Here is a 17,538-nt window from a genome sequence, read left to right as displayed (position 1 = left end):
CTCAGCGCTCCTTTGCGATGACGAACTGCGACCAATCTGGCTCACGCACCGCCGACCAGTACTCGTCGAGCCGCCACGGGCTCACGGTGTGAATCTCGCCGTCGGCGTTCTTGAAGTAGGAATGCTTGACCGCCGGATGCGCCCACACCGTCTTGGTGATCGCGGCCTGGGTGGCCCGATGCCACTCGGTGGCCGCCTGCACGGTCGGCTCGATCGAGTGCACCCGCTCGTCGGCGAGCTTGGCCAGGCAGGCGTCGATGTAGCGCATCTCCAACTCGGAGTTGAAGATCAGGCTGCCGCCGTGCGCCAGATGCGCGCCGGGCCCGTAGAGCAGAAAGAAGTTCGGGAACCCGGGCACCGTGATGCCCAGATAGGCGTACGGTCTGCTGCCCCACAGCGCGTGCAGATCGACACCGTCGCGGCCGGTGATGCGCATCGGCCACAGCACGTCGGTGTGCCGAAACCCGGTGGCGTACACGATCACATCCACCTCATGGTGGATGCCGTCGTCGGTCTCAACACCCTGCGGGGTGAGCCTGCGAATCGGGGTGCGGTTGAGTTCGACGTTGTCGCGTCGCAGGGTCTTGAGCCAGGTGCCGTTGTCCTGCAGGGTGCGCTTGCCGGTCGCCGGATAGTCCGGCAGCACCTTGGCCAGCAGCTCCTCGTCGTCGCCCACCTGGTCGGTGATCCAGCCGGTGAACATCTGCCGGGCCAGGGCGTTGATCTCGCTCACCGCATAGTCCTGGTCGGGATAGTCCGGGTCCACGCGGGCGGCCTCCAGGCCCTTGTCGGCGCCGGGCCACAGCAGCAGGAAGCGGTACCAGCGGCCGTAGAACGGCAGGTGCTTCAACGCCCAGCGCACCCCGTCACCGACGGCGTCGTGATACATCGGGTTGGGAAACATCCACTGTGCGGTGCGCTGAAACACCGTGAGGTGAGCCACTTTTTCCGCGATCGCGGGGGCGATCTGAAATCCGCTGGCACCAGCGCCGATCAGCGCCACCCGCTTGCCGGTCAGGTCGACACTGTGATCCCACGCCGCGGAGTGAAACGACGGCCCGGCGAAACTGTCCGCCCCGTCGAGATCCGGCAGATGCGGCCGGTTCAGCTGGCCCACCGCGGTGATCACCGCGCGCGCCGGCAGCGTGGACACCGAGCCGTCGACGGTGCGGGTGGTCAAGGTCCAGGTTCCGCTGCCCTCGTCCCAGACGGCGTCGGTGACCTCGGTGCCCCACCGAACGTGGTCACCCAGGCCGTGTTTGGTGACCAGGTCGGTGAAGTAGGCCCGCAGCTCCGGCTGTTCGGCGAAGTAGTGGCCCCAGTCGTTGTTGGGCTCGAAACTGTAGCAGTAGAAGTGGTTCGCGACGTCCACCCGAGCGCCCGGATAGTCGTTCTCCCACCACGTTCCGCCCGGACCCTCGTTCTTCTCGACGATCGTGAAGGGAATCCCGGCTTGGGCCAGCCGGATTCCGGCCAGTACACCCGACTCGCCGCAGCCGATCACCACCACGGGCAGTTCCGCCGCGCGGGAGGGGTCCAGCGGTGCCGGACGGCGCGGGTCGACGCCTTCAAGGTCGAGTTCTTCGGCGAGCAGACCCAGGTAGGCGTCCGGCACGGTCTCGCAGGCCGCCCAGTCCATCATCTCCTTGACCAGCTCGGCGGGAAGTGGCGCTGGCTGCGGGCAGCCGCGGTCGCGGTAGTCCGCGATCACCGGCAGTGCTTCGGCGCGGGCGCGGGCCTTGTCCTCCTCGGACATGAACCCCTGGATCTCGTTGAGGAAGATCCCGTTCTGCTTGAAGTCCCGGATGAAGCGGGGGTCGCCGGTGATGTGCACGCACGACAGCAACAAGGTGGGGATGGAGACCTGCTCGAGGGCCGCGGCGATCTCGGAATCGGTGGTGGTGAACGGTTCCCCGGCGTAGCGGTTGCGCAACGGCTCGGCCCTTTCCCTGTATTCGCTACTGTGCGACGCGAAATTGAGTCGGACGATACGCGAGGCGCAGGGGCGGATCAAGGATTGGGTGGCGCCGGCTCACCCGGCCGCGTCGACCTTCGGGGTGATCGAGCCGAGGATGTCCTGCGCCGCGTTGGGCGGGATGCTGTTTCCGCAGACGTCGGCCTGCGCGACGACGTTGTTGCGAATGGTCAGGGCGTCCTGGCATGACCAGCCGCCGCCGCCCTCGCTGATCGCGGTGGTCTTGACCAGCTGGTCGGACTCGGTGACCTCGGTGATGGTCCAGAAGACCCGCGGCTCGTTGTCGCCATTGGTCACGGTCATGTCCAGGGTGCGGCCGGCGCACCGTTTCCACTTGTCGCTCTGCTTCGTGTAGAAGGCCTGCGCGTTGTCCGCCCGCGGAAAGGTCGCCACCGACACCAGCAGACCGTGCTTCAGGTCGTGGGTGTCGATGTCGGGCGGGCTGTACCAGCGCTGCCAGCGGATCGCGGTCCAACCGGTACCGGCGTAGACGGGGCCCGAGGCGACCGAACTGATGCCCTGGCAGTCTGCGTCCACCACGGTGACCTCATCCATCGCGTCACCACTCATTACGACACCGAGTTCGGGATCGGCCACCGCCGCGGCGAGGGCCTCCTGGCGAGGCAGCAACCCCTCGATCTTGGAGACCGGCACCGGTGTGTTGTCAGGGGATGCCGACGCGGTCGCCGAGGTCCCCGTCTTTGCGGCGGGCCTGGCCTTGTCGTGCTGGCCACGCCCGGACAGCGTCACGGTGAGCACGACGCCGATCACCGCGATCACGGCGACCGCGGCCAACAAAGCCCACATCGCGCGGCGGTTGGGTCCTGGTGATCCCGGTGGGGGACTGCTGAGCCCAGGAGGTAACAGTGGCGGTGGGAACCCTCCGCCCGGGATCGGCGGGATGGGCCGGTTCATCGGCGGAAACGGAGGCTGATGGTACGGATTGGGAGTCGGACCGTGCGGTTCGCTCATAGGTGCCCCACATCCCCTCGGGGCCGATCGCAGGCGGATGGCCCGATTTTTCCCAGAGGTTATCAGCGGTCGGTCTGTCCGTGTCCGCACCGACCATGCGACGCTGTACGCCGTGGCGGACGTCAGAACGCGCCTGGCCGCGGCGTGGCACTTCGTGCATACCGCGCCGCTGACCTACCTGTGGCTGGCGGCGCTGGGGGTCACCACCGTCATCCAGCATCTGGTCGGCCGGCGCCTGCACACCATGCTCGTCGAGCAATCCACCAACCTGCATCACCTGGCCACCGACCCGCTGGAGGTGTTGGTCTCCAGTCTGCTGTGGATCGACGGCAAGGACTGGTCGCCGTACCTGGTGCTGTTCACCCTGTTCCTGGCGCCGGCCGAACACTGGCTGGGGCACCTTCGGTGGCTGATGGTTGGATTGATCTCCCACGTCGGCGCCACCTATGTCAGCGAGGGCGCGCTGTACGTGCTGATCCACCTGCACCGGGAATCGGAGCGGCTCACCTACGCCCGTGACATCGGCGTCAGCTATTTCCTGGTCGGGGTGATGGCGGTGCTCACCTACCGCATCCCTCGGCCGTGGCGCTGGGCCTACCTGGCCGGCCTGTTCCTCATCTTCACCGTGCCCCTGGTCATCAATCCGGACTTCACCGCGATCGGCCACGCCGCCGCACTGATCATCGGGTTGTGCTGTTACCCGCTGACCGTCCACCATCCGCTGCGACATCACCCGAGCGCCGTCGGCGGCCACTAGCCTGACAATCGCGAGCAGGGCGAGGAGGGCAAGTGCGGCATTACTACAGCGTCGAAGTCATTCGCGCCGCCGAGGCACCGCTGTTGGCGAGCCTGCCCGACGGGGTGCTGATGCGCCGGGCCGCGTTCGGCCTGGCGACCGCGATCGGTCGGGAGCTGGCCGCGCGTACCGGCGGAGTCGCCGGGCGCGACGTGTGCGCGGTGGTGGGCTCCGGTGACAACGGCGGCGACGCGCTGTGGGCGGCCACCCTGCTGCGCCGACGCGGTGCGGCGGCCAGCGCCATCCTGCTGGACCCGGAGCGCGCCCACGCCAAAGGGCTCGCCGCATTCAAACGTGCCGGCGGCCGGATCGTGGACACCGTGCCGCCCGCAACGGATCTGGTGATCGACGGCGTGGTCGGCATCTCCGGGCAGGGTCCGCTGCGACCGCACGCCGCCGAGATCTTCGCGGACGTCGACGCGCGAAGCATCCCGGTGGTGGCCGTCGACATCCCCAGCGGTCTGGATCCGCACACCGGCGCGGCGGACGGTCCCGCGGTGCACGCAGCACTCACGGTCACCTTCGGCGGCCTCAAACCGGTGCACGCACTGGGTCAGTGCGGGCGAGTCGAACTCGTCGACATCGGCCTGGACCTGCCGGCCACCGACATGCACTCGTTGACCGCAGCCGACGTCGAGGCGTGCTGGCCGGCGCCGGGCCCGCGTGACGACAAGTACACCCAGGGCGTCACCGGAATCCTGGCCGGCTCGGCGACCTACCCCGGCGCGGCGATCCTGTGCGCCGGGGCGGCGGTGGCGGCCACTTCCGGTATGGTCCGCTACGCCGGAAGTGCTGACGCCCAAGTGGTTTCGCACTGGCCGGAGGTGGTGGCGGCGCCCAGTCCCGCGGCCGCCGGGAAGGTGCAGGCCTGGGCAGTCGGTCCCGGTCTGGGCACCGGCGAACAGGCTGCCGCCGCACTGTGGTTCGCGCTGAGCACGGATCTGCCGGTGATCGTCGACGCCGACGCGCTGACCATCCTGTCCGCCCACCCAGCCCTGGTGGCCGACCGCAAAGCCCCGACGGTGCTGACCCCGCATGCCGGCGAGTACGCCCGGTTGGCCGGGCACCCGCCCGGAGCCGACCGGGTGGGCGCGGCCCGCGAGCTGGCCGATCGATTCGGGGCGACGGTGCTGCTCAAGGGCAACGTCACCGTCATCGCCGACCCATCCGGCCCGGTCTACCTCAACGAAGCCGGCGGGTCGTGGGCGGCCACCGCGGGCTCCGGAGACGTGCTGTCCGGAATGATTGGCGCGCTGCTGGCGTCCGGCCTGCCCACCGCCCAGGCCGCTGCCGCCGCCGCGTTCGTGCACACCCGCGCCGCCGCAGCCTCGGCCGCTGACCCCGGACCCGGCGATACTCCGACGTCGGCCTCGCGCATCCTGGCACACATCCGCACCGCCCTGGCCCAGCTATAGAGGAGAGTCGCAGTGACCCATTCCCACCCGTCCGTGCCGGCGCACACCATCGCTCCGGCCTACACCGGCCGGATGTTCACCTCGCCGGTCCCGGCGCTGCGGTTGCCCGACGACCCGATGGACCCGCAGACCGCCTACCGCTTCATCCACGACGAGCTGATGCTCGACGGCAGTTCCCGGCTGAATCTGGCCACCTTCGTCACCACCTGGATGGACCCCGAAGCGGCGGCGCTGATGGCGGAGTCGTTCGACAAGAACATGATCGACAAGGACGAATACCCGGCCACCGCTGCCATTGAGCAGCGCTGCGTGTCCATGGTCGCCGACCTGTTCCACGCTGAGAACCTGCGCGACGACGACCCCGCCAGTGCGATCGGGGTGTCCACCGTCGGGTCCAGCGAGGCGGTGATGCTGGGCGGGCTGGCGATGAAGTGGCGCTGGCGGCAGAAGGTCGGTGACGCTTGGAAGGGGCGTACCCCGAACCTGGTGATGGGCTCCAACGTGCAGGTGGTGTGGGAGAAGTTCTGCCGCTACTTCGACGTTGAACCCCGCTACCTGCCGATGGCCAAAGACCGCTACGTGATCACCCCCGAGCAGGTCCTGGACGCCGTCGACGAGAACACCATCGGCGTGGTGGCCATCCTCGGCACCACCTACACCGGGGAGCTCGAACCCGTCGAGCAGATCTGCGCGGCGCTGGACACCCTCGCCGCCGGCGGCGGGCCGGACGTGCCGGTGCACGTGGACGCGGCCAGCGGCGGCTTCGTGGTGCCCTTCCTGCATCCGGGTCTCAAGTGGGATTTCCGGCTGCCGCGGGTGGTCTCGATCAACGTCAGCGGCCACAAGTACGGCCTGACCTATCCGGGCATCGGCTTCGTGGTGTGGCGGGGCGCCGACTATCTGCCCGAGGAGTTGGTGTTCCGGGTCAACTACCTGGGCGGGGACATGCCGACGTTCACGCTGAACTTCTCCCGGCCGGGCAACCAGGTCGTCGGCCAGTACTACAACTTTTTGCGGCTCGGTCGCGCCGGCTACACCGAGGTGATGCGGACCCTGTCCGACACCGCCCGCTGGCTGTCGGATCGGCTGGCCGCCAGCGAACATTTCGAGGTGATCAGCGACGGTTCGGCGATCCCGGTGGTGAGCGTCCGGCTGGCCGGCGAGCGCGGCTACACCGAGTTCGACGTCTCCCACGAGTTGCGCACCTTCGGCTGGCAGGTCCCGGCCTACACCATGCCCGAGGGCGCCGAGGACGTCGCGGTGCTGCGCGTCGTGGTCCGTGAGGGGCTCTCGGCGGATCTTGCCCGGGCGCTGTTCGACGACATCATGAAATCGCTGACCGCCCTGGACCGGCTCAAGCCGGCGGGCCAGTACGACGACCAGCAGCACTTTTCCCACTGACCCGCGTCCTGACCCGCGTCGTCTGCCCTTTTCCGTCGAGTGTGCGTTTCGGTCGGCAAAACGGGTCGTCGGCCGACCAAAACGCACACTCGGTGAGCCCGTCACCAGGTTTTCTGGCAGCCACGGCCGATCAGGGCCGCCCCGACTCGGTCTAGGAACCGGTCCGGAGCCACGTGCAGCGTGCGACTGGTCAGCTTGATGTCGATCCAGCCCAGCTCGAGGAGGGCGTTGTAACGCTCGGCGTCACGTTCTCGCTGCTTGGGATCGGTCCAATGGTGCGCGCCTTCGAAGTCGACGCCGACCAGGTGCTCTTTCCACCCCAGGTCGATCACGGCGACGAGTTGCCCGTAGTCCCCGTACACCGGGATCTGGGTCTGCGGTCGCGGGAAGCCGGCGTGCACGAGGAGTAGTCGGGTGAGCGATTCGTATGGGGAGTCGGCTCCGCCATCGACGAGCTGCAACGTCTGGTCGAGCTGTCGCAGGCCGCGGGCGCCCCGGTGGGCGTCAGCCACCGCCATGACCTCCACCGCCTTGAGATCGGTGGCATTCATCAAGGCGTCGATGCGCTGCACCCCTTCGGAGAGACCGAGGTGTCTACCCAGGTCGAACGCCGTGCGCGCAGCCGTCGTCGTCGGCAGCCCGCGTACCTTCCGAGTCTCGCCGGGCAGCAGAGCGTCGCTGTGCACGGTGAGCAGCGGTGGCGCCCGCCGGTTGGCGTGGATGAGCTCGGCGGGCGTGTCCGCGTCGATCCACTTCGCGCCGAGCACCGCCGACGCGGACAGGCCGGCGAGCACCCCGTGGCGGCGTGACCACAGCCAGGCGGCGTGGGCCCGGTGGACGGGAGTCAGGTCCGCCTCGCGTGGCACCCAGACACCGGGATAGATGGCGACATAGTCGCGACGCAGCAGGTCAGGGGTCACGAGGTGAGCGTTCAAGGCTTCTGTCGCCCGAAACGGCCATCGTGGGACTTGCACCACCGCAGGGTTGCATCCAGGGGCGCGCCGGTGTCGACGTCAATCCACAGGCCGTCGAGTGTGCGTTTTGGTCGGCAAAACGGCGGGCGTTACGGCCGATCAGACCGCACACTCGGCGCTCCGGCGGGCCGGTTTGGAGGGTTCTGGGACAATCGAGGCTGACATGACTGCCGTATCCCGAACGTCCGGTCTGCTCGCGCAAGCGCTGGTGGACCTGGACGCCATCGCCCACAACGTGCGGGTGCTGGCCGATCACGCCGGCGCCGCCGGGGTGATGGCTGTGGTCAAGGCCGACGGCTACGGCCACGGCGCAGTTCAGGTGGCCCGCGCCGCGCTGGCCGCCGGCGCGGCCGAACTCGGGGTCGCCACCGTCGACGAGGCGCTGACGTTGCGCGCGGCCGGCATCACCGCGCCGGTGCTGGCGTGGCTGCACGGGCCGCACACCGACTTCGCTCCGGCCCTGGCCGCCGACGTACAGATCGCCGTCTCCTCGGTGCCGCAGCTGGGCGAGCTGCTCGAGGCGGTGGCGCGTACCGGGCGGACCGCCACCGTCACGGTCAAGGCCGACACCGGTATGAACCGCAACGGGGTGGGCGCCGCCGACTTCCCGGCACTGGTGACCGCGCTGCGGCGGGCCGTCGCCGACGACGCGATCCGGGTGCGCGGCCTGATGTCGCATCTGGCTTGCGCCGATGAGACTGCTAGCCCGGTCAACGACATTCAGGCCCAACGCTTTTCCGGACTGCTGAGCGTGGCCCGCGAGCAGGGCCTGGAGTTCCCGGTCGCCCACCTGGCCAACTCGGCTGCCGCGATGACCCGCCCCGATCTGGCCTACGACATGGTTCGGCCCGGAATAGCCATGTACGGCCTGAGTCCCATCCCGGAGCGCGGCGATATGGGCCTGATTCCGGCGATGACGCTGAAATCGCTTGTGGTGCTGGTTCGTCCGATCAAAGCCGGGGAGGCGGTCTCCTACGGGCACACCTGGGTCGCCCCGGTCGACACCACCGTGGCGCTGGTGCCGGTGGGCTACGCCGACGGGGTGTTCCGACCGCTGAGCGGACGGTTCGAGGTGTTGATCAACGGGCGGCGTCGGCCCAGCGTCGGGCGGGTGTGTATGGACCAGTTCGTCGTCGACCTGGGACCCGGCCCGGTCGACGTCACCGAGGGTGACGAGGTCATCCTGTTCGGGTCCGGAGCAGACGGCGAACCGCTGGCCCAGGACTGGGCCGACGCGCTGGGGACCATTCACTACGAGGTGGTCAACAGCCCGCGCGGGCGGGTCGCCAGGACGTATCGGGGCGCCGATGGCCGGTAATCGGCGCGGGTCCCGGCGGGCCGGCGGCTGGCTGGCGGGGATGGCCGGTCTGGCCGCCGTCGGCACCATCGCCGGAAGCACCATCGCCCGGTCGGTGACACGACGCACTACCGCCGAAGACGCTTACGCCGACGAGGATTTCGAGATCCTCGCAAACGACCACAGCTCGGTCGTGGTCACCGACGACGGGGTCGAACTGGCGGTGCGCGACACCGGTCCGCGCAACGCACCGTTGACGGTGGTGTTCGCGCACGGATTCTGTCTGCGGATGGGGTCCTTCCACTTTCAGCGGGCGCGGCTGGCAGCCGAGTGGGGCGATCAGGTCCGCATGGTCTTCTACGACCAGCGCGGCCACGGCGATTCCAGTGTCGCCCCACCGGGCACCTACACCGTGCCGCGACTCGGCCAGGATCTGGAGGCGGTGCTGCGGGCCACCGTCCCGCGCGGCCCGGTGGTGCTGGTCGGGCATTCGATGGGCGGCATGACGGTGCTGGCACACGCGCGACAGTTTCCCCAGCGCTACGGCAGCCGGATCGTCGGCGCAGCGTTGATAGCGTCTGCCGCCAAAGGGGTTTCCCGGTCCCCGCTGGGCCAGATCCTGCGTAACCCGGCGCTGGAAGCCGTGCAGTTCAGTGTGCGCTACGCACCGAAACTGGTGCACCGCGGCCGCGGGGCGGCCCGCGGGGTGATCGCACCGATCCTGCGCGCCGCTTCCTACGGCACCGACAAGATCAGTCCGAGCGTGGTGGCGTACTCCGAGGAAATGATGCACGCCACCCCGGTCGCGACCATGGTGGGCTTCCTGCACGCCCTGGAGGTGCACGACGAGAGTGCCGCGCTGGCGACGCTGGCCAAGATCCCGACCCTGGTCGCCTGCGGCGACCAGGACCTGCTCACCCCGCCGGGGTACTCGCGGGCGATGGCGGCCACGCTGTGGGATTGTGAGCTGGTGATCGTGCCCGGGGCCGGGCATCTGGTGCAGCTGGAGGAACCCGATGTCATCGACGAGGCACTGGTGCGACTGGTGGAGCGTGCCGCGCCGCGCCGTGCCATGCTGACTCACCGGTTACGCCGAAGGGCCGGGCGCAGTGGCTGATCCGCAGGAGGCGACCCTGGCCACCGCCGAGGACACTGTCGCGCTGGGAACTCGGCTGGGCGAGCAGCTGCGGGCCGGCGACGTGGTGGTGCTGTCCGGCCCGCTGGGTGCCGGAAAAACCGTGCTGGCCAAGGGGATCGCCGCCGCCCTCGATGTCGACGGCCCGGTCACCTCGCCAACGTTCGTGCTGGCCCGCGAGCACCGGGCCCGCCGGCCGGACAGCCCGGCGATGATTCACGTCGACCTTTACCGGCTGCTCGACGAGACGGGCCTGGACCTGCCGGCCGAGCTGGACTCACTCGACCTCGACACCGAACTCGACGACGCCGTCGTTGTGGTGGAGTGGGGTGAAGGACTGGCCGAGCGGCTCTCCGAACGGCACTTGGACATCCGGCTGGACCGCGCAGCGGACTCCGAGACGCGCACCGCGACCTGGCGGTGGCACACGCCGTGACCGGAGCGATTCTGACGATCGACACCGCCACCCCCGCCGTCACCGCGGGCGTGGTGGCCGCCGATCGGCACACCGTGTTGGCCGAGCGGGTCACCCCCGACGCTCGCGCGCACGCCGAACGGCTGACCCCCAATGTGCTGGGCGCACTGGCCGACGCCGGCCTGACCATGGCCGACCTGTCAGCGGTCGTAGTGGGTTGCGGCCCGGGACCGTTCACCGGCCTGCGGGTCGGGATGGCCAGCGCCGCCGCCTACGGCCACGCCCTGGGCATACCGGTGTACGGGGTGTGCAGCCTGGATGCGATCGGGGTGCGCACCACGGGGCCGGTCCTGGTGGTCACCGATGCGCGCCGTCGGGAGGTCTACTGGGCGCGCTATCGCGACGGCGCTCGGGTAGCCGGCCCGGCGGTGTGTGCCCCGGCCGGTGTCGATCCCGCCGATGCCGTCGCGGTGGCCGGCTCGCCGGCACACGCCGGGCTGTTCGACCTGCCGGTCCTCGACGCCACCCACCCGACTCCTGCGGGACTGGTCGCCGCGGTGCGGGATTGGAACGAAGCGCCGGAATCGCTGGTGCCGCTGTATCTTCGCCGCCCCGACGCCAAACCCCCGGCGACGGCCGCTGCACCGGTGACGCTGGGTGCCCTGGTGGACAGCGACGCGGAGCGCTGCGCCGAATTGGAAGCCCAACTGTTCGGCGGCGACGACCCGTGGCCGGCCGAGGCGTTCAGCCGGGCGATCGGAGCCCGCGACCACCACTACGTCGCCGCCCGGATCGGCGACGCCGTGGTGGGCTACGGCGGAATCGCGCGGCTTGGACGCACCCCGCCGTTCGAGTACGAGGTGCACACCATCGGGGTGGACAAGGCGCATCAGGGGCGTGGCATTGGGCGGCGGCTGCTCACCGACCTGCTGGAGTACGCCGACGGCGGCGTGGTGCACTTGGAGGTCCGCACGGACAACGCTGCGGCGATCGCGCTCTACCGCGACGTCGGCTTTGTCGAGACCGGACTTCGTAAGCGCTACTACCGCAACGGCGCCGACGCCTACACCATGCGGCGGGGAGCTGTCTCATGACCATCGTCCTGGCCATCGAATCCTCTTGCGACGAAACGGGTGTCGGCATCACCCGCCTGGAAGCCGACGGCACCCTGACGCTGCTGGCCGACGAGGTGGCCTCCAGCGTGGAGGAGCACACCCGCTTCGGCGGGGTGGTGCCCGAGATCGCGTCGCGAGCACATCTGGAGGCGTTGGGCCCGACCATGCGTCGGGCGCTGACGGCAGCGGGATTGGGAGAGGACCGCCGTCCGGACGCAGTGGCGGCCACCATCGGGCCGGGTTTGGCGGGCGCGCTGTTGGTGGGGGCGGCCGCAGCCAAGGCGTACGCGGCGGCCTGGGGAGTGCCGTTCTACGCGGTCAACCACCTGGGCGGGCACCTGGCCGCGGACGTCTACGCCCATGGCCCGCTGCCCGAGTGTGTGGGCCTGCTGGTCTCCGGCGGCCACACCCACCTGCTGTATGTGCGGTCGCTGGGGGAGCCGATCGTCGAGCTGGGCAGCACCGTCGACGACGCCGCGGGGGAGGCCTACGACAAGGTGGCCCGGCTGCTCGGGCTGGGCTACCCGGGCGGGCGGGCGCTGGACGAGCTGGCCCGCACCGGGGACGTCCACGCCGTGGTGTTCCCGCGCGGCATGACCGGCCCGCGGGATGCCCCGTACACGTTCAGCTTCTCCGGGCTCAAGACGGCCGTCGCCCGCTATGTGGAGCGCAACCCCGACTTCGTCGCCGCGGATGTGGCGGCCGGTTTCCAGGAGTCGGTCGCCGACGTCTTGACGGCCAAAGCGGTGCGTGCGGCCACGGATCTCGGGGTCGGCACCCTGCTGATCGCCGGCGGGGTGGCGGCCAATTCCCGGTTGCGCGAACTCGCCGAACAACGCTGTGCAGCAGCAGGTTTGACGCTGCGCATCCCGCCGTTGCGGCTGTGCACCGACAACGGGGCGATGATCGCGTCGTTCGCGGCACACCTGATCGCCGCCGGGGCGGCGCCGTCACCGCTGGACGTGGCCACCAACCCGGGCCTGCCGGTGGTGCAGGGCCAAGTGGGCTGACCGAGACTCGCCGCTAAATTTTGGGCGCCCACGGCAGCGTGCGGTACCCGGTCGCCTGGGTGACGATCAGCAGGTTGTCGCCGGTCGCCCAGGCCTGGGTGAAGGTGGTCATCGGGATCTGCTCGTCACGGCCGGTGGGGGTGCCGCTGTCGTTGAGGTGCACCACGTCGTTGGCGGTGTCCACGCCGGTGACGACGACGGCATGGTCGGCCTGGCTGCGCTGGCCCTGCCCGGCCGGGTAATCCCAGATGGTCTCGGCGTTGAGCCCGGCGATCACCTTGTGGCCGGCCGCCAGATCCTGCTCCAGGGCTGTCATGGTGTTGCCGGAGGTCAGCTCCGAGGTGACACCGTAGTTGCTCAGCAGCACCACCATGTCCTGCGGCGACGTGCCGTCGAATTCGTAGACGCTGCCCTGGTGGTCGCTGCTCGGGGTGAACAGGCCGCGCAACTCGATGCCGATCTGCAGCGGTTCATGGCCGGTGAGCTGACCGACCACGTCGGCGACCGCCATCAGCCCACAGTCCTCCTGGTGTTGATAGCGCCAGTAGGGTGCGGCGGCACCCGGGTCGCCGTACATCCGGCCGTTGGGGTCGGCGTGAACCGGCCCGGCAACGCCGATGGCGACGGCGGTGATCAGGGCGGCTGTCCCGGCGGAGCGCATGGTGGTCAACATGTGCGCCATTGTCGGTTCGCTTCCTGGATGCAGACTGGGAAATAATCCCGGCACCGGGGTAACCTTGAGTGCTAGCACTCTCATGTATAGAGTGCTAGGTGGCAGTCGCTCGAATTCTCGCTCGGCACCCGCGACGACGACGCGAGGGCTCGCACGAATGCCGAACACCTTAAGTAAGTACGTTCCGATGGGCTCGGCAAGGGCCGGGTCGCATCCAGACAATGTGGAGGGCTCCAATCGTGGCGAGCGTGAACATCAAGCCACTCGAGGACAAGATCCTCGTTCAGGCCAACGAGGCCGAGACCACGACCGCTTCCGGTCTGGTCATTCCGGACACTGCCAAGGAAAAGCCGCAAGAAGGCACCGTCGTCGCTGTCGGCCCCGGCCGGTGGGACGAGGATGGCGACAAGCGGATCCCGCTGGACGTCAAGGAAGGCGACGTCGTCATCTACAGCAAGTACGGCGGCACCGAGATCAAGTACGGCGGCGAGGAGTACCTCATCCTGTCCGCGCGCGACGTGCTGGCGATCGTCGGCAAGTAGCCACAAGCAACCACCGTGCCCGCCCCGGAGATCCCCGTAATACGGGTGATGTCCGGGGCGGCACGCGTAGAGAAAAGGGCTTAAACAGCTATGAGCAAGCAGATTGAGTTCAACGAGGCCGCGCGCCGGGCGATGGAAGCCGGCGTGAACAAGCTCGCCGACGCAGTCCGGGTGACACTGGGCCCGCGCGGCCGCACGGTGGTGCTGGCCAAGTCCTTCGGCGGCCCGACGGTGACCATGGACGGCGTCACCGTGGCGCGCGACGTGGACCTGGAGGACCCGTTCGAGAACCTCGGCGCACAGCTGGTGAAGTCGGTGGCCACCAAGACCAACGACGTGGCCGGCGACGGCACCACCACCGCCACCGTGCTGGCCCAGGCCATCATCTCCGGCGGACTGCGCAACGTCGCGGCCGGTGCCAACCCGATCGCGCTGGGCGCCGGCATCGCCAAGGCCGCCGACGCGGTGTCGCAAGCGCTGCTGGCCGCGGCCATCCCGGTCTCGGGCAAGGAATCGATCGCGCAGGTGGCCACCGTGTCCTCGCGCGACGAGGAGATCGGCGAGCTGGTCGGCGAGGCGATGACCAAGGTCGGCAGCGACGGCGTGGTCAGCGTGGAGGAGTCCTCGACCCTGTCCACCGAGCTGGAGATCACCGACGGTGTCGGCTTCGACAAGGGTTTCCTGTCGGCGTACTTCGTCACCGACTTCGACTCGCAGGAAGCCGTCCTCGAAGACGCCCTGATCCTGCTGCACCGCGACAAGATCAGCTCGCTGCCGGACCTGCTGCCGCTGCTGGAGAAGGTCGTCGAGGCAAACAAGCCGCTGCTGATCATCGCCGAGGACGTCGAAGGTGAGCCGCTGTCGACCCTGGTGGTCAACGCAATCCGCAAGACGCTCAAGGCCGTCGCGGTCAAGGCGCCCTACTTCGGCGACCGGCGCAAGGCGTTCCTGGAAGACCTCGCGGTCGTCACCGGCGCCCAGGTGATCAACCCCGACGTCGGCCTGACCCTGCGCGACGCCGGTCTGGACGTGCTGGGCACGGCCCGCCGGGTGGTGGTCAGCAAGGACGACACCGTGATCGTCGACGGTGCCGGGACCGCCGAGGCCATCGCCGGCCGGGTCAAGCAGCTGCGTGCCGAGATCGAGGCGACCGACTCCGACTGGGACCGCGAAAAGCTCGAGGAGCGGCTGGCCAAGCTGGCCGGCGGCGTGGCCGTGATCAAGGTCGGCGCGGCCACCGAGACCGCACTCAAGGAGCGCAAGCACCGGGTCGAAGACGCGGTGGCGGCGGCCAAGGCTGCGGTCGAGGAGGGCATCGTCACCGGCGGCGGCGCGGCGCTGGTGCAGGCCCGCGCGGCGCTGTCGGAGCTGCGGTCCTCGCTGACCGGCGACGAGAAGCAGGGCGTGGAGGTGTTCGCCGCCGCGCTGAGCGCGCCGCTGTACTGGATCGCCACCAACGCCGGCGTGGACGGTGCCGTGGTGACCAGCAAGGTCGCCGAGTTGCCGGCCGGACAGGGCTTCAACGCCGCAACGCTGTCCTACGGCGACCTGGCTGCCGACGGCGTCATCGACCCGGTCAAGGTGACCCGCTCCGCGGTGCTCAACGCCGCGTCGGTGGCGCGGATGGTGCTGACCACCGAGACGGCGGTTGTCGAGAAGCCCGTCGAGGTCGACGCGCACGCCGGCCACGGGCATCACGGGCACGCCCACTAGGTAGTTCGAGCAGTCCCCCAGAGGGTGGTGCCCCAGCAAAAGCCCCCAACACGCTCAGCGTGTTGGGGGCTTTTGTGTCTGGTCGCGAATCAAGCATGATTGGGCTGGACAAGCGCGATTGAGTGATTCAGTTCTGAGGTGACGGTCATGGGTTTGCGTCAGCGAGTCTTGGCGAAGGTCGCCGGGCAACTCGGCCGGCCGCATGGCCTGGTGGGGCGCGGCGTTGCGGTACTGCTCAACCGCGGCAATCGTCAGGCGGTGGCCGCCGCCGTCGATGCGGCGATGCCGGATGGAAAGACGGTGGCCGACATAGGTTTTGGTGGCGGCCTAAGCCTGGATTTGCTTCTACAACGGGTTGGTCCGCTGGGCGCCGTCTACGGTGTGGAAATCGCCGAGGACATGCTGACGCGCGCCCGGGCACGCTTCGCCACCCAGATCGCGGCCGGTCGGATGAGACTTGTCGGGGGGTCGCTGACCGCGTTGACGCTCGAAGACAGCTCGCTCGACGCGGCGATCTCGGTCAACACCGTTTATTTCGTCTCCGACCTCGACGCCGCCTGTGCAGAACTTGCCCGGGTACTGAGACCAGGTGGCCGGGTGGTGTTGGGGATCGGTGATCCTGACGTAATGGCCCGCTTGCCTTTCGCTGCCTACGGCTTCAACCTGCGCCCGATCGGCGAGATCGTTGCCGCGTTGAAGAACGCGGGTTTTGCGGATGTCGAGCAGCGCCGCCTCGACGAGGTGGCGATCCCTCACCATCTGCTCGTTGCTGTCGCAGGCTAGACCGCGGAGCGTCTTTTTCGTTGGCCGTGCTACGTCGTGGTCGGCCTGGCCGTGCTGTTCCACGAGGATTTGGGGTCGTACGCCGGCCGGCGCATACATCGATGACGACCCGTGGTCGGCAGGCGGAGCCTCAGAGTCCGACGATGACAATGATCACGCCGACCACGATCGACACGGCGAGGGACACCAAGAGGAAGCCGACGATCCCTTCTTTGCCCGCTGACGTCGCATGGTCTCCCGCCGCGATCGGGGCGAATTTCCGGCCGGCGCCCCAGGCCGCTGCGAGCAGTGTCGCCAACCAGTTCGCGTAGGCGGCGTAGACGATCAGTGAGACTGCCGTAACTCCCCACGCGTTGGGCAGATGGATGTGTGGCCACAGCAGGCCCAACAGCGCCAGGAACATTCCGTTGAGCGTGGCCTCCAGATGGCTCGACAGTGCCATGCGCGGGTTCTTGCACGCGGGAATGGCGAGCCCGGTGAGCAGGCCGAGCAGGAACAGGACCAATCCGAGCTTGAACAGCACTGTCTGCATGTCAGAAGCGTAGGAGTGCCCCGCGGCGCGCGGTGCGGATTGGCGGGGCAGGAGAACCCTTCTCGATCGCCGAGTATTGCTGGGCATGCCTGCGCACCGGTTTGTCCGGGTCAGACGGCGAAGTGAAACAGCCCGTACCAAACGACAAAGGCGAACAGCGCCACACCGCCCAGTAGGGCCAGGGTGAACTGGCGGCCGGTGAGGACCTTCTCCTTGACGGTGACGGTCCCGACCACCAGGCAGATCGGGTAGTAGAGCAGCATGGCGGTGACGACGCCGGGCGAATACCGATCGAGGGCTGGCGTCATCGCCAGATGAAAGAGTGCGTCCCAGAACAGGTTTGCGCTGGCGAAGGCGACCAGTGCAGCGCTGCGGGCCTGGGTCTGCTTGCGGTAGTTCGCATAGACGAGCGTCACCAGGATCGCCATGAAGGCGACGTTGTTGGCGGCGAAGGCGGCGTCGTCGAAGCGGCCGTGGACGTCCTGGGTGACCCAGGCGGGAAATCCGCCGAGGTATTCCTCGACGATGTGCAGGAGGTAGGCGGCCGGCATCAGCCAGATGACGCTCCGGAAGCGCGGCAGCGGCAGGTTCGCGCTGGGTCCGGCCGCCGCAGGCTGTCGTTGCGTGTCGTTGCCGTCCATGCCGCCGATCATCGCTCACTGCGGGGCCCACAGTGGCGGTTCGAGCGGGACCGCGGCGGTTTCCCGCCCGGCATGCTTGACGCGCCGCCGCGCGCGGCGCAGTGTGATACACGTCATGAGACCACTGGTCACACCCGGTAAAGGCGGCA

The 17,538-nt window shown here is 68.9% G+C and carries 17 protein-coding genes and 1 pseudogene; 12 read left to right on the top strand and 6 right to left on the bottom strand.

Going from position 1 to position 17,538, the window contains the following annotated elements; all coding sequences use genetic code 11:
- Nucleotide 1 precedes the first annotated feature (1 nt).
- Together K3U94_RS18290 and K3U94_RS18285 are read right to left on the bottom strand one after the other, a co-directional pair.
- The gene (locus K3U94_RS18290; protein ID WP_220694629.1) at nt 2-1,933 is read right to left on the bottom strand and encodes a flavin-containing monooxygenase; all 1,932 of its coding nucleotides are present in this window, start codon (nt 1,931-1,933) and stop codon (nt 2-4) included.
- Between the two features lie 99 nt (nt 1,934-2,032).
- Complete coding sequence (locus K3U94_RS18285; RefSeq protein WP_052957054.1) at nt 2,033-2,782, bottom strand: sensor domain-containing protein; 750 nt, start codon at nt 2,780-2,782, stop codon at nt 2,033-2,035.
- Between the two features lie 277 nt (nt 2,783-3,059).
- Here K3U94_RS18285 and K3U94_RS18280 point away from each other — a divergent pair, with 277 nt between their 5' ends.
- The 3 genes from K3U94_RS18280 to gad are packed head-to-tail and all read left to right on the top strand — an operon-like array spanning nt 3,060 to nt 6,559.
- The gene (locus tag K3U94_RS18280; protein ID WP_047321384.1) at nt 3,060-3,704 is read left to right on the top strand and encodes a rhomboid-like protein; all 645 of its coding nucleotides are present in this window, start codon (nt 3,060-3,062) and stop codon (nt 3,702-3,704) included.
- 32 nt (nt 3,705-3,736) lie between these two features.
- Complete coding sequence (locus K3U94_RS18275) at nt 3,737-5,158, top strand: NAD(P)H-hydrate dehydratase (RefSeq protein WP_220694628.1); 1,422 nt, start codon at nt 3,737-3,739, stop codon at nt 5,156-5,158.
- A gap of 12 nt (nt 5,159-5,170) precedes the next feature.
- The gene (gene gad, locus K3U94_RS18270; RefSeq protein ID WP_047321386.1) at nt 5,171-6,559 is read left to right on the top strand and encodes a glutamate decarboxylase; all 1,389 of its coding nucleotides are present in this window, start codon (nt 5,171-5,173) and stop codon (nt 6,557-6,559) included.
- Nucleotides 6,560-6,660: 101 nt separating this feature from the next.
- Here gad and K3U94_RS18265 read toward each other — a convergent pair whose 3' ends face one another.
- Nucleotides 6,661-7,533 (bottom strand): putative endonuclease domain-containing protein, encoded by an 873-nt coding sequence (locus tag K3U94_RS18265; protein WP_220694627.1) that lies wholly within the window; start codon nt 7,531-7,533, stop codon nt 6,661-6,663.
- A 163-nt stretch (nt 7,534-7,696) separates the two neighbouring features.
- On the opposite strand from K3U94_RS18265, the gene alr reads away from it, so the two are divergent.
- The 6 genes and pseudogenes from alr to tsaD all read left to right on the top strand — a co-directional run bounded on the left by alr (nt 7,697) and on the right by tsaD (nt 12,505).
- Entirely contained in the window at nt 7,697-8,851 is a 1,155-nt protein-coding gene (alr, locus tag K3U94_RS18260; RefSeq protein ID WP_220694626.1) for an alanine racemase, read from the top strand.
- Entirely contained in the window at nt 8,841-9,947 is a 1,107-nt protein-coding gene (locus K3U94_RS18255; protein ID WP_047321154.1) for an alpha/beta fold hydrolase, read from the top strand. Before alr ends, K3U94_RS18255 begins: the two co-directional genes overlap by 11 nt.
- The gene (gene tsaE, locus K3U94_RS18250; protein WP_220694625.1) at nt 9,940-10,401 is read left to right on the top strand and encodes a tRNA (adenosine(37)-N6)-threonylcarbamoyltransferase complex ATPase subunit type 1 TsaE; all 462 of its coding nucleotides are present in this window, start codon (nt 9,940-9,942) and stop codon (nt 10,399-10,401) included. Before K3U94_RS18255 ends, tsaE begins: the two co-directional genes overlap by 8 nt.
- A pseudogene (gene tsaB / locus K3U94_RS23760) lies at nt 10,386-11,012 on the top strand (tRNA (adenosine(37)-N6)-threonylcarbamoyltransferase complex dimerization subunit type 1 TsaB); the annotation flags it as partial. The gene tsaE and the pseudogene tsaB, both read left to right, overlap by 16 nt.
- A 15-nt stretch (nt 11,013-11,027) precedes the next feature.
- On the top strand, nt 11,028-11,474 hold the full coding sequence (rimI, locus tag K3U94_RS23755; protein WP_230987644.1) for a ribosomal protein S18-alanine N-acetyltransferase: 447 nt from the start codon (nt 11,028-11,030) through the stop codon (nt 11,472-11,474).
- On the top strand, nt 11,471-12,505 hold the full coding sequence (gene tsaD, locus K3U94_RS18240) for a tRNA (adenosine(37)-N6)-threonylcarbamoyltransferase complex transferase subunit TsaD (RefSeq protein WP_220694623.1): 1,035 nt from the start codon (nt 11,471-11,473) through the stop codon (nt 12,503-12,505). The genes rimI and tsaD overlap by 4 nt, the downstream gene beginning before the upstream one ends.
- Before the next feature lie 13 nt (nt 12,506-12,518).
- On the opposite strand, the gene K3U94_RS18235 is transcribed toward tsaD, so the two are convergent.
- On the bottom strand, nt 12,519-13,178 hold the full coding sequence (locus tag K3U94_RS18235) for a C39 family peptidase (RefSeq protein ID WP_230987215.1): 660 nt from the start codon (nt 13,176-13,178) through the stop codon (nt 12,519-12,521).
- Between the two features lie 239 nt (nt 13,179-13,417).
- On the opposite strand from K3U94_RS18235, the gene groES reads away from it, so the two are divergent.
- The 3 genes from groES to K3U94_RS18220 all read left to right on the top strand — a co-directional run bounded on the left by groES (nt 13,418) and on the right by K3U94_RS18220 (nt 16,216).
- Entirely contained in the window at nt 13,418-13,720 is a 303-nt protein-coding gene (gene groES, locus K3U94_RS18230; protein ID WP_047321158.1) for a co-chaperone GroES, read from the top strand.
- Between the two features lie 90 nt (nt 13,721-13,810).
- The gene (gene groL, locus K3U94_RS18225) at nt 13,811-15,433 is read left to right on the top strand and encodes a chaperonin GroEL (protein WP_220694622.1); all 1,623 of its coding nucleotides are present in this window, start codon (nt 13,811-13,813) and stop codon (nt 15,431-15,433) included.
- Between the two features lie 147 nt (nt 15,434-15,580).
- A complete protein-coding gene (locus K3U94_RS18220; RefSeq protein ID WP_220694621.1) occupies nt 15,581-16,216 on the top strand; it encodes a class I SAM-dependent methyltransferase in 636 nt (211 codons plus the stop codon).
- 130 nt (nt 16,217-16,346) lie between these two features.
- Here the strand turns inward: K3U94_RS18220 and K3U94_RS18215 are convergent, their stop codons facing one another.
- Entirely contained in the window at nt 16,347-16,748 is a 402-nt protein-coding gene (locus tag K3U94_RS18215) for a styrene oxide isomerase (protein WP_220694620.1), read from the bottom strand.
- 110 nt (nt 16,749-16,858) lie between these two features.
- Nucleotides 16,859-17,389, bottom strand: a complete 531-nt coding sequence (locus tag K3U94_RS18210; protein WP_220694619.1) for an HXXEE domain-containing protein — start codon at nt 17,387-17,389, stop codon at nt 16,859-16,861.
- Nucleotides 17,390-17,538: the final 149 nt, after the last annotated feature.

Source organism: Mycolicibacter heraklionensis (assembly GCF_019645815.1).
In the GTDB taxonomy this organism is placed as follows: Bacteria; Actinomycetota; Actinomycetes; order Mycobacteriales; family Mycobacteriaceae; genus Mycobacterium; species Mycobacterium heraklionense.
This window is presented reverse-complemented; position numbering and strand designations above follow the sequence as displayed.